Source organism: Pseudorhodoplanes sp. (assembly GCF_035565795.1).
Classification (GTDB): Bacteria; Pseudomonadota; Alphaproteobacteria; order Rhizobiales; family Xanthobacteraceae; genus Pseudorhodoplanes.
Window position 1 is genome coordinate 1 of record NZ_DATMRV010000198.1, and the last position, 11,153, is coordinate 11,153.

The window sequence follows — 11,153 nt, forward strand, 5'->3', positions numbered from 1 at the left end:
TTGCGGCGGTGCGTTGGTTCGTCCGCCGGCGATACCACGCAGTTTCCTGAGCGCCCGGAACGCCAGCCACAGCAACAGCAACACGATTCCGACCGCGATCAGCGGAGCGACAAGCGCCAGCAGCGGCAGAACGAAAGCGCCACCGAGTTCGGCTGTTGCGAGGGTCGAGTTGCCCAGCCCCCCGGTGAAGATCGTGGACTTGGCCCGCACCATGGTCGTGACGACCTGGGTGAGGCTCGCAGCGCCGCCGCCTGCGACGATGGCCGCTGTCCATTTCACGGCGGGCGGCAGATCGGTCATGACCGCCGCCGACAGCACGGTTCCCGCGACGAGTGCCGCAGGGGCGGCCAATGTGTCGAGCAGGTTGTCGATGCCGGGGACGTAATAGGCGATGATCTCGACGAGTGCTGCTACGCCGAGCATCGTGAGGGCTAGGGGCGTCGCGAGCCATGCGAAACTCTCGTCCAGCGGCAGGTAGCCGGTATAGGCGGCGGCACCGGCAATCAGCATCGGCAGGAAGACGCGGAAGCCGGTCGATGCGGCCAGCGCGATACCGAGTGCGACGGACAAGGCGAGATCGAAGCTCGACATTGGAACGACCCGTGGGGGACCGCACGGATGGTAACAGCTTTGCGCGCGCGTCAAACTCAAAAGCCGGTCAGACGCGGCAGGCGGCCCGATGCAAGAGCGGCTTAACACGAGCAGGCACAGGTCTGCCCGATATGTTATAGGCAGCGCCCGTGTTGCAGGTGATGTTGAATATGCGCGCTCTCGTTTTTGGTCTCATGCTGTCCGCCGTCCCGCATATCGCGGCGGCGCAATATTGCGCGTCGTATTACGACGGGACCAGGACCTGCGGTATCGCGACCCTGCAGGCCTGCGAACAGTCCGTGCTCGGAGTCGGCGGGACCTGCGTCACGGACGACACACCCCGGCGTCTGCCGCTGATCAGGATGCCACTCGATCAGATGATCGAGGGCGCAGAGCCGTCCCAGGACTATCAGAAGCCATCCTCGCCCGAACTCGACGACGTGCCGCCGCCGCCGAACAACTGCGCGAACTGTTAGCGCCGCAGGTTCTTGGGCGGACGAACCGTCACATAGGCGCGGCGTTTGACATACGTGGTGGCGAGTATGACGACGCAGCACAGCGCGTTTCCGCCGAAGCAGATCGCCATCCACATGTCAGCCTGATCGTTCGACGGGCGACGATGATGCCCGTCGTGCTCATTTGCGCGTGAACGCGCCCAGCCCTTCTTCGTTCAGATATTCGATCGTGAGCTCGCGAAAGCGTCCGTTCGAGGCGGTTTTGAACGTCGCGAGCGAGATCGAGCCATCCGTCGCGTTTTCACTCGATGGCTTGAAGGTGAACGCATTTCCGTCCCAATGCCGGAGCGGAAATTCCCTGCCGGCCGGCCCGAGCTTCAGGACGAGGCCGCCCGCGCGCTGCAGCACTTGCGCTGGTCCGAAATAGTCGCTCGCATAGGTGCCGGCATAAGCGGACAGCGCCGCGGCCGGTGCGGGCTTCGCCGGTGCCTGCTTGCCGACAAGGCTTCCGACCGGTGCGTTGAACCTCGACATCATCGCGTGATAGGGCGGGTACCAGTCGCGCTCGATCTTTCCGAACTCGACGAGGTCCATGAACTCCGCTGCGAGCGCCTCGGGCGCGCCTGTCGGCCACGCATTGGTCAGCACGATAATTGCGACATTCGCCGACGGCAGAATGACAAGATTGGTGCCCGCGCCCAGCGAGAACGCACCCGAATGGCTGAACCTCATTCGCCCGGCCGGCGTGACGCCGACATTGAAGCCGTATCCGTAGAAGCCCGGCCGCGCGGTGAAGGTCGCTGCGGGACTCGAGAACGATTGCGCCGACATCGCCGGCAGCAACGCCTTCTTTTCAATGAAGGTGCGACCATCAGCCATCCCGCCTTGCGTCACCATCGCGAGCCAGCGCGCGAGATCGTTGACTGATGAACTGACGCCGCCGGCGGGCGCCTGTGCGTCGGGTTTGCGCTGATACTTGTGCTGGAAGGTGTCGCCGACCTTGATGTGGCCGAGGGCGCGGTTGCTGCGCTTTTCGAAATCTGCAAAGCGCGTGCTGGTCGATGTCATGCCGAGCGGCTTGAACAGTACGTCGGCGGCCAGTGAAGCCCAATCTTTTTTCGAAGCGACCGCTACGGATTCCGCGGCTGCCGTGTATCCAAAATTTGTATAGGCGTAGCTGATCCGGAACGGCGCGAGCGGCAGCAGGCGCAGCCGCTCGAGCACCTGACGCCGGTTGAAGCCCAGATCTTCAAGAGCGTCGCCGCCGTGGTCCGGCAGACCGGAGCGGTGGCTGAGCAGGTCGCCGATCGTGACATGCGCGGTGACCCATGGGTCCTTCAGCCTGAACCATGGCAGATGCTTCACGACCGGCGTGTCCCACCCGACGACGCCTGCCTGCACCTGACGCGCGACCACTGTCGCGGTGACAGGCTTCGACAGCGAGGCGATCTGGAAGACGGTATCGGCATCGACCGTTTCCGGTGCTCCGACCTTGCGAACGCCGAAGCCCTTCGCGTAGACCATGCGCCCGTCGCGCACGACCGCGACCGCCATGCCCGGAATGCCGCTTCGCTGCATGATCGTCGCCGCGAGCCTGTCAAGTTCGCCGATCGCGCGATCGATCTGACCGTCCGGGATCGGAATGCCTGCGACTTCGGGAGGAGGCGGCAAATCCTGCGCGCGGGCATTGGCACAGCAGAAGAGTGCAAGCGTTACGACGGCCACAATTGCGGCGGGGCGTGGCGTAGCGTCAGTCGCGTTCGGCAAGGCGGGTGTATTCCTTTTCGATGAGTTCTTTTCCGTAAACACGTTCCAGGCGGCGGACAGTGAAGTGGCCGCGCGCCACATCCTGGAAGTGTTCGAGGAAGGCATAATTGACCGCAGCGCCGCCAAGCGCTCCGATCACCGGCAGGGCTTGCGCCGCGACTTTCTGCGTCACGACCACACCGAAACGGGATGCCACATCGGCGATGAAGCGGACAAGCACCGGTGCGCCCTCTGCGACAACGCCGCGCTGTGCGACATAGCGGGCCGCTTCCGTCACCGATTTCGCCAGCAGTCCACGCAAGGCGAAATAGCCGCTTTCCGATGCGTCATCGGAGCCCGATCGCCCGCCCAGCGCGAACACCTCGACGCAGGACAGGGCGGCTTCAGGGTCCGACAGGTCTTCGCCTTCGCTGCGCGCGATATCGGCAATCGATCGCAGCATGATGATCGTCGATATCGGCAGTTCGATCGGAAGTGTCGCAAGCCCAAACGCACCTCCGGCAGCGCCGGACGCGCTGACGAGCGCGCGATGAAGCAATTGGGAGCCGGCCAGCGGATCACGGCGCATGGTCTTGATCGCCACCTTCAGCGCCATCTCCAGCGCCTTGGAGGTCGCGGTCGAGATCGCCCTTGATGCGGGAGCCGGGAGTGCATAGCCGATCAGTTCGATCGGCTTTCCGACCATGGCGGTCAGGCGCGCCGCAAGGCTCGGATGTTCGAGCGCATGCACGGCGCGTCGCAGCGCATCCAGATCGTCAGGTGTGAGATCGACGACGTCAGAGTGTTGCCCGGGTGCAGTCATCATGGCCCTTATAACAGATAGGCGCGATGATGCGGCCATCGGGCGGCGCGCATCGCCAGAGATTACCTGTGGTCCGCGCAGATCCGTTTCAAGGCCTGCCATTGCGCCGCATCGAGCAGAGGCTGGCCGTCTCGCCGGGCGGGCGACATCGCGATGATCCGCGCCACCCGCTCGGGGACAGAGGGATGGCCGAGAAAGATCGACATGCCGTTCTGGCCCGGATGCCGCGCGACGCGATCGAGGAAGTTCGCGAGCGCGTGCGGGTCGGCGTTCAGCTCCTGCAGCGTCAGCACCGCGAAATCGTCGGCGGCAGTTTCCTGATTGCGTGAAAACCGCGCCTGCAGCAGCGATTGCGCCGCCGCAACCACCGCGACGCCACCGACGAAATCGCCCAGCAGCATGCCGAAGATCAGCGAGACGCCTGCGGATTGCACGATGCCGCGCGTGCCGTCCCGATTGGCAACATGTCCGAGCTCATGCGCAATGATAGCGGCGACTTCGTCGACATCCTTTGCGGCTTCGATCAGTCCGCGCAGAACATAGACGTGGCCGCCGGCCAGTGCGAAGGCATTGGGTTCCTCGCGCCGGACTACGGAGGCATGGACGGGGGTCGCAAGGCCGGCGCCTTTCACCAGCTTCGCCATCAGTGCGTCGAACGCCGCCTTGCCCTCGATCTCGTTCGGGCCGTCGCCGCATTCGAATGGGCGCTGTTTGGGAGCTGTGTCGAAACTTGTCCGGAAGCGGATATCGGCGGCGCGGCCCAGATGCTGTTCAATCTGATACGGAAGTCCGCGCGCAATCTGATCGGCGATCTGCGGCACACCATAGAAGGCAACCAGCAACAGCGACGCGACCGCGGCAAGACTTAAGACGACCGCACCGCGGCGCGCCGACCGGTCCGCGGCATCGGTCCGGTCGATATTCGGACAGGCCTGGTCGATGGTCTCTGCGAGTGCATTATCGGCAATCTCCAGCCGCTCCAGCCTGTCGCTGTCGCGCAGGCCAAGCCGGAACAGATGCGCTGGCGCGTTGAGATGGGTGAGCCGGCTGTAGGGCCATTGCGCAATCACCAATCCGCCGGCGTCGCTGATGTCGATTGCGCTCTGGCCGCATGTCACCGTCACGTCATGCCGCGCGGCCGTGACGCCATCGAAATAGACGGCGGGTCCGGTGCGCGTTGCGACATCTGACATGCTGCTGGATTGTCCGTTGTCGACCGGGCGTTACGGCTATTTCTGCCGCTTCCAGGCGTAACAGGCCACGACCTTCGATTTGGCATTGTGGTGGCTGTAACAGGCATCGATCGTATCGAGATCGCGGATCGTGATGAGGTATTGTCCGTCGTCGTCGAGCACGATTCCGGTCCTGTTGTCGGTCGAAATGGCGCCGATGAGCTGTTCCTTACGCTTGCCTTCGGTCGATTCGCCGCTGAACCGGTTGTCGTGCTGCTCCTTGATGACGAATGTGAATTCGCGCACGTCCTTCGAGAAGTTCGGCCCCTTGTTTTCCGTCTTCCGGTAGGGATTCGCGCCAAGGAATACCGCCTGTGCCTGGCCCTTCCAGGTGCCGACCAGATTGGGGGCCGATTGCGCCTGCGCCTCATGCGAGGACATCGCGCCCATCGCAGCCAGCACGATTGCCAGCCCGGTGGCGCGGCGCGGCGGAACATCATTCAGATTGAGGCTCATGACGAATCTCTCTCAACATGTTGGGTCAGAAAGCAAATTGAGTGTTGACCTGTTGAGCATATCTCAAGCTAAGGAAGTGTTGTGGGGGACGCTCGGATTGTGACGGCGCTTTCCCCGGGAACCGAACAGACATGGAACGCAGGCTCGCCGCCATCTTCGCCGCAGACGTTGCGGGCTATTCGCGTCTGGTCGGCGTCGACGAGGAGGGGACGCTCGAGCGTTTCCTCGCGCACCGGCGTGAGCTTATCGATCCGAAAATCGCAGAGCATCAGGGCCGGATCGTCAAGACGACCGGCGACGGGTTCCTTGCCGAGTTCGCAAGCCCGGTTCGGGCGGTCCGCTGCGCCATCGAGGTCCAGCAGGGGATGGCGGATCGCAACGCCGATGAGCCGCAAGACCGCCGGATCGAGTTCCGCATCGGTATCAATCTCGGCGATGTGGTGGTGGAGGAGGGCGACATCTACGGCGATGGCGTCAATGTCGCCGCCCGGCTCGAAGGCATTGCCGAGCCCGGCACGCTCTATATCTCCCGCGCCGTTCGCGATTTCGTGCATGACCGGCCGGACATTGTGGTGGAGGATCTCGGCGACCAGTCGCTGAAGAACATCGCGACGGCGGTCCATGTCTACCGCATCGCGCCGCTGGGATTATCCGCGCGCATATCGAAAACGGAGCCTCCGGTGCTTCCGGACAAGCCCTCGATCGCCGTGCTGCCATTCATGAACATGAGCAGCGACATCGAGCAGGAATTCTTCAGCGACGGCATCACCGAGGATCTGATCACCGATCTTTCCAAGGTCTCCGGCCTGTTCGTGATCGCGCGCAATTCGTCGTTCGCATACAAGGGCCGGTCGGCGAAGGTGCAGGACATCGCACACGATCTTGGTGTGCGATTTGTGCTCGAAGGCTCGATCCGCAAGGTCGGCAATCGCGTGCGCATCACCGCACAGCTGATCGACGCCACGAATGGTGGCCACCTCTGGGCCGAACGATTTGATCGCGACCTTACTGACATTTTCGAGACGCAGGACGAGGTCGTGGAGAAGATCGTCAACGTGCTGGCGGTCAGATTGACCCGGAAAGAAGGAGAGCGTCTGACGCGGCGCGCTACCTCGAATGTCCAGGCCTACGAGTTCTGGCTACGGGCCCGCCAGATGCTCGGCCGCGGGACCCGCGAAGCGGTTGAGCAAGCCAAGGCGCTGCATCGGCGAGCAATTGAGATCGATTCACGCTTCGCCGCTCCGCATGCGGGCCTCTCGCTCGCCGGCATATCGGAATATTCGAGCGGTTGGGCGACAGATCCCGCGCAGGCACTGGACGATGCCGAGCGCTGGGCGCGCCGCGCGGTCGAGCTGGATGCACAAGAGCCGGTGTGCCGCATGGCGCTTGCGAGCGTGCTGCTATGGCGTCGCGATCATGCCGGCGCTCTCGCCGAATGCCGTGAGATGATTGCCATCGATCCGAACTTCGCCCAGGGCCACACGGCGATGGGACTTGCGCTGACTTATGCGGGACAGGCGGCCGAGGCGCTGGAAGAATTCGCGATGGCCATGCGTCTTGATCCGCATTATCCGCCGATCGCGCTGCATTTCGTGGCGCAGGCGCATTTCGCGCTCGGAGATTACGAGGCTGCGGCCGAGCATCTCCTTAAACGGATCACGCGCACGCCCGGCACCGATGCCAGCCGCATGCTGCTCGCCGCCTGCTATGGCCATCTCGGCCGCATCGATGGCGCGCGCGAGGTCTGGGCAGAGCTGCTCAAGGTCAATCCCGATTTCTCGCTCGCGCAGCGCGAGCGCGTGCTGCCGTATCGGGACGCGCGCGACTTCCAGCGCATCGTGGAGGGGCTGAGGAAAGCGGGACTGCCCTAGACCCGGTTACGCGAGTTCCCGTTCCGTCAGCCATTGGCGCGTGATCGCCAAAGCTTCGGCGAGCTTGTCAGGCTGCCCCGCATAATAATGCGTCGCGCCCTTGATCACATGCATCGTTTTATCGGCGCTGCCCGCCGCCTTGAAGATCGCTGCCGTGTGCGGCTGCGGCACGGCGTCATCGGCCGAATTCTCGATCGCCAGCAAGGGCACCGAAATCTGCGCCGCACAACGCAAGCCATCGGCATTTGAGTCATCGATCGACCATTGCGACAGCCATGCCCGGAGCGTCGAGAAGCGTGCGAGCCCGACCGGGCCGGTATTGGCTGTCTCCGGATTGCCGAGATAGCACCAGTTCGGCCTGCGATCGTTTGGGTCGAGCGAGGGATCGAGAAAGCGCGGTTCGGCCAGCGTGCGGTGGGTGATGAAGCCGCGCTCCAGCTCGGCGGTATTGCGCGCCTTCAATGTCGCCAGCGTATCCTTCACCCATGCGGTGATCCTTCGCATGCGCGCGAGCTGCGCCGCTCGATACACCGCGATGAAGTCCGCCGAATAAGGCGGCTGGTTCGGATTGCTCTTGTCGTAGATATCGAGCGCGCGATCGCGATTGTCAGGATCGCGCTCGTCCCTGACCGAGGGGTCGAGCATGTCGCGCAGCATCGTCGCGCGCGAGATGTGCGCCGCCTGGACGATGACCGCATCAGCCGGGATCAGCCCTGCGCTCGCGATGCCGACCGGATCACCCGCCGGCGTGTGCGTGATGGTGGGACGCTCGGCCTGCGACTGATAGAACAGGGCGAGCGATCCGCCGCCGCTCCAGCCGGCGAGCACGATCTTCCTGTAGCCCCATTGCTCTTTCGCATGGCGGATATAGGCACCGAGATCGAGCAGCACCTTTTCGAGGATCAGCGCGGTGTCGTTCTTCGCGTAGCGGCTCGCCGCGCACAGCACATGCCATCCGGCCTTCACGGTCGCCTGCGGAACTGGAAGAAGCTGCAGCGTCGAGGCCGGATGCATGAAGATCAGCAGGGTGTCGGAGGGCACGCCCTTCGGCGTCATCAGCAGGCCTTCAAGATTGACCGCGCCCTGATTGCCGGAGAAGCCGTAGGTTTCGACGAAGGCCGCGTCTTCCTTGTACTGGACGTGGACCCAGCGGTGTTCGATGTCGTAGGCGGCGTCCGGCATATATCCCCCTGAGCGCGATCGCGTCCCGTGGTTACAACATCCGCGCAGAATAACGAAACGTGGAGCTTGTCTATTGCGGAATAATACGGAGGGCAGGGTGCGTTGCGCGCCTTGAATGCCCCATCGCGCCAGATATGATCTCCCGAAAAATAAGACATGGCTGGGAGGACAAGATGAGACGGCGCGACTTTCTGGGAGTCATGGGCGGCGCGGCACTGGCATGGCCACATCGAGCGCAGGCACAGTCGGCGGCGCAATGGCCCGATCGACCGGTGCGGCTGCTGGTGACGGTGGGTGCGGGCGGGGCGGCCGACACGCTGTCGCGCAATCTGTCGAACGGCTTTTCGCAATTCGCAAATGGCCAGCCATTGATCGTCGAAAACCGGCCGGGCGCCGGCGGCACCATTGCAGCGGCGGCGGTCGTGCGTGAAAAGCCGGACGGCTACAATCTGTTCCTGGCCGAGGTCGGGCCGAATGCAGTCTCGCATGTGCTGGGCGCCAAGCTTCCCTACGATCCGCACACAGCCTTCACGCCGATCGTGCACGTCGCCAATCTGCCGGCGGTGGTGCTGATCCGGCCGGACCTGCCCTACACCACGCTCGCGGATTTCATCGCCGCGGCGAAGAAGCAGCCGGGCAAGTTCAATTACGCATCCGCGGGCGTGGGCAACTGGACGCATCTGTTCATGGCTTACCTCAACACGCAGGCCGGCATCGATCTGGTCAATGTGGTCTACCGGTCCGGTTCTGAAATGCTGACGGCGTTGCTGCGCGGCGAAGCCGACACCGCCGTCATCACCGTGTCGACCGCGCTCGGTCAGATCAAGGAGGGCAAGGTTCGCGCGCTCGCCGGCCTTGCGAAGGCGCCGATGCAGCAATTGCCCGATACACCGCCGGTCGCGAAGACCATACCGGGCTTCGACGTGGCGGTCTGGCACGGCATCGCAGGCCCTGCGGGCATGGACCCTGCACTCGTTCAGCGCATCAACGGCATCTTCAATCAGGTGCTGCAGACGCCGACCGCGCGCACCGCGATTTCCGGTGCACAAGCCGCCGACATCGTTGGCGGTTCGGCGCAGCAATTCGATGCCTTCATCAAGAGTGAGCTGAAGCGCTGGCCGGAGGTGGTGAAGGCCGTCGGTATCAAGCAGCAATAGGGCGCGGCTAGCCGCGTCGCGCCTTCTCGATGGCGGCGACGTCGATCTTCGTCATCGTCATCATCGCCTCGAATGCGCGCCTGGCTTCATCGCCGCCGGCCGCGAGCGCGTCGGTGAGGACCCGTGGCGTGATCTGCCAGGACAGGCCCCATTTGTCCTTGCACCAGCCGCAGGCGCTTTCCTGCCCGCCATTGCCCACGATGGCGTTCCAGTAGCGGTCGGTTTCGTCCTGGTCGTCGGTCGCGACCTGGAACGAGAAGGCTTCCGAATGCTTGAACACCGGGCCGCCGTTGAGGCCGATACAGGGGATACCGAGAACCGTGAATTCCACGGTCAGCACGTCGCCCTTCTTGCCGCCGGGAAAGTCGCTCGGCGCCTTGAAAACGGCGCGTACGGCGCTGTCGGGAAAGGTCGTGGCATAGAAGCGCGCCGCATCCTCGGCATCCTTGTCGAACCAAAGACAGATGGTGTTGTTCGGCGTCACACTGTCACCTCAATTTGCAGGGGCTCCAGTAGTTTACAGTAGTTGACTGGACCTCCAAACGCGAGCAAGTGAAGCCGCGAAAGTCCCGCGAAGGCATGCTGCGGAACCTTTCGCAATTCACCCCGCCCAACGACCTCCTTCATGACATCCATGGCCGCAAAGAGCGCGACGCGCGAGGAATGGCGTGTCGGTATCGCCCTCGTTCTCCTGTCGACGATTGCGTTTGCCATCGGGCCGATCGCTGCGAAAATTGCCCTCGATAACGGCAGCAATGTCCTCACGGTCGTGACCTTGCGCGGCGTGATCGGAGCGACATTGCTGGCCGTTCTGGTTGTCGTGTTCCGCCAGCACTTTCGCATCAGCCGTGCGGCCCTGCGCTGGTGTCTCGCCTGCGGCGTCTTCTCCGCCGTGATGGTCTACGGATTCATCGGCGCGGTCGCGTATATTCCTGTCAGCGTCGCGGTTCTGATTTTCTTCGTTCATCCGATCCTTATCGCCGTGATCGCCCATTGGCGCGGCGGCGAACGGTTGACCGGTGGCAAGCTCCTGCTGGCGCTGGGGGCGCTTGCCGGTCTCGCGCTGGCGCTCGCGCCGACCTTCGATACGCTCGGGATGACCGGGGTTGCGCTGGCGGCGCTAGCGGCCGTCACCATTTGTGGCTCCATCCTTTGCGCAGCGCAGGCTCAACGCTACGCGACCAGCACGCAGGTCAACCTGTATGTGACTGGGCTTGCGGGCGCGTCCTTTGCCGTGATCACGTCACTCCTCGATGCATGGTCCCTGCCGTCGAACACGCTCGGATGGCTCGGCATCGTCGGAGCCGGCGTGGGTATCGCTGTCGGACTTCTGTGCTTCTTTGCGTCGTTTCGCTATCTCAGCCCGGTGCGCGCCACCATGCTGAGCAATGTCGAGCCGCTGCTCAGCATCCTGTTTGCTGCCGTGATCCTCGGGCAGTGGTTGAGTCCGATCCAGTGGCTTGGTGCCGCGATGATGATCGGTGCGATCGCGCTGTTCGAAGCGGCGGGTCGGCGCGATCGAAGCGATGAAAGCGACCCTGCGTCTCGTGACGGTCGATAACGAGTCGCGTGCTCAGAGAAATCTTTCTGGTCCCGTCGAACCGATATCCAATTCAAACGGCAACACAATTGTACCGGAT

Annotated in this window: 11 protein-coding genes; 4 read left to right on the forward strand and 7 right to left on the reverse strand. The window is 63.5% G+C overall.

Translation table 11 applies throughout. The annotated features are described in order from the left end of the window. The coding region (locus VNZ93_RS17500) for a DUF4126 domain-containing protein (RefSeq protein ID WP_325707941.1) at nucleotides 1-591 on the reverse strand (591 nt) is incomplete at its 3' end. A 170-nt stretch (nucleotides 592-761) separates the two neighbouring features. Here VNZ93_RS17500 and VNZ93_RS17505 point away from each other — a divergent pair. After that, a complete protein-coding gene (locus VNZ93_RS17505; RefSeq protein WP_325707944.1) occupies nucleotides 762-1,067 on the forward strand; it encodes a hypothetical protein in 306 nt (101 codons plus the stop codon). A 159-nt stretch (nucleotides 1,068-1,226) separates the two neighbouring features. Here VNZ93_RS17505 and VNZ93_RS17510 read toward each other — a convergent pair whose 3' ends face one another. Genes VNZ93_RS17510 through VNZ93_RS17525 form a run of 4 tightly spaced genes read right to left on the reverse strand, consistent with a single transcriptional unit; the run spans nucleotide 1,227 to nucleotide 5,303 of the window. Continuing rightward, a complete protein-coding gene (locus VNZ93_RS17510) occupies nucleotides 1,227-2,813 on the reverse strand; it encodes a serine hydrolase (RefSeq protein ID WP_325707947.1) in 1,587 nt (528 codons plus the stop codon). Continuing rightward, complete coding sequence (locus VNZ93_RS17515) at nucleotides 2,797-3,618, reverse strand: EcsC family protein (RefSeq protein ID WP_414710108.1); 822 nt, start codon at nucleotides 3,616-3,618, stop codon at nucleotides 2,797-2,799. Before VNZ93_RS17515 ends, VNZ93_RS17510 begins: the two co-directional genes overlap by 17 nt. Nucleotides 3,619-3,677: 59 nt before the next feature. Further along, complete coding sequence (locus VNZ93_RS17520; RefSeq protein ID WP_325707950.1) at nucleotides 3,678-4,808, reverse strand: M48 family metallopeptidase; 1,131 nt, start codon at nucleotides 4,806-4,808, stop codon at nucleotides 3,678-3,680. A gap of 36 nt (nucleotides 4,809-4,844) precedes the next feature. Continuing rightward, the gene (locus VNZ93_RS17525; RefSeq protein ID WP_325707952.1) at nucleotides 4,845-5,303 is read right to left on the reverse strand and encodes a hypothetical protein; all 459 of its coding nucleotides are present in this window, start codon (nucleotides 5,301-5,303) and stop codon (nucleotides 4,845-4,847) included. Nucleotides 5,304-5,434: 131 nt separating this feature from the next. Between VNZ93_RS17525 and VNZ93_RS17530 the strand changes: the two genes are divergently transcribed. Next, a complete protein-coding gene (locus tag VNZ93_RS17530) occupies nucleotides 5,435-7,174 on the forward strand; it encodes an adenylate/guanylate cyclase domain-containing protein (RefSeq protein WP_325707954.1) in 1,740 nt (579 codons plus the stop codon). Between the two features lie 6 nt (nucleotides 7,175-7,180). Here VNZ93_RS17530 and VNZ93_RS17535 read toward each other — a convergent pair whose 3' ends face one another. Next, complete coding sequence (locus tag VNZ93_RS17535) at nucleotides 7,181-8,356, reverse strand: alpha/beta hydrolase (RefSeq protein ID WP_325707957.1); 1,176 nt, start codon at nucleotides 8,354-8,356, stop codon at nucleotides 7,181-7,183. 173 nt (nucleotides 8,357-8,529) lie between these two features. On the opposite strand from VNZ93_RS17535, the gene VNZ93_RS17540 reads away from it, so the two are divergent. After that, complete coding sequence (locus tag VNZ93_RS17540) at nucleotides 8,530-9,513, forward strand: tripartite tricarboxylate transporter substrate binding protein (RefSeq protein ID WP_325707958.1); 984 nt, start codon at nucleotides 8,530-8,532, stop codon at nucleotides 9,511-9,513. 7 nt (nucleotides 9,514-9,520) lie between these two features. Here VNZ93_RS17540 and VNZ93_RS17545 read toward each other — a convergent pair whose 3' ends face one another. After that, complete coding sequence (locus tag VNZ93_RS17545) at nucleotides 9,521-9,997, reverse strand: VOC family protein (RefSeq protein WP_325707961.1); 477 nt, start codon at nucleotides 9,995-9,997, stop codon at nucleotides 9,521-9,523. A gap of 141 nt (nucleotides 9,998-10,138) precedes the next feature. Between VNZ93_RS17545 and VNZ93_RS17550 the strand changes: the two genes are divergently transcribed. Next, nucleotides 10,139-11,074, forward strand: a complete 936-nt coding sequence (locus tag VNZ93_RS17550; protein WP_325707963.1) for a DMT family transporter — start codon at nucleotides 10,139-10,141, stop codon at nucleotides 11,072-11,074. Nucleotides 11,075-11,153: the final 79 nt, after the last annotated feature.

What these genes read in the sequence shown, in the direction of transcription:
- VNZ93_RS17505 (WP_325707944.1), top strand. Translation starts at nt 762, where the DNA reads ATGCGCGCTCTCGTTTTTGGTCTCATGCTGTCCGCCGTCCCGCATATC.
- VNZ93_RS17515 (WP_414710108.1), bottom strand. Translation starts at nt 3,618, where the DNA reads ATGATGACTGCACCCGGGCAACACTCTGACGTCGTCGATCTCACACCT.
- VNZ93_RS17520 (WP_325707950.1), bottom strand. Translation starts at nt 4,808, where the DNA reads ATGTCAGATGTCGCAACGCGCACCGGACCCGCCGTCTATTTCGATGGC.
- VNZ93_RS17525 (WP_325707952.1), bottom strand. Translation starts at nt 5,303, where the DNA reads ATGAGCCTCAATCTGAATGATGTTCCGCCGCGCCGCGCCACCGGGCTG.
- VNZ93_RS17530 (WP_325707954.1), top strand. Translation starts at nt 5,435, where the DNA reads ATGGAACGCAGGCTCGCCGCCATCTTCGCCGCAGACGTTGCGGGCTAT.
- VNZ93_RS17535 (WP_325707957.1), bottom strand. Translation starts at nt 8,356, where the DNA reads ATGCCGGACGCCGCCTACGACATCGAACACCGCTGGGTCCACGTCCAG.
- VNZ93_RS17540 (WP_325707958.1), top strand. Translation starts at nt 8,530, where the DNA reads ATGAGACGGCGCGACTTTCTGGGAGTCATGGGCGGCGCGGCACTGGCA.
- VNZ93_RS17550 (WP_325707963.1), top strand. Translation starts at nt 10,139, where the DNA reads ATGACATCCATGGCCGCAAAGAGCGCGACGCGCGAGGAATGGCGTGTC.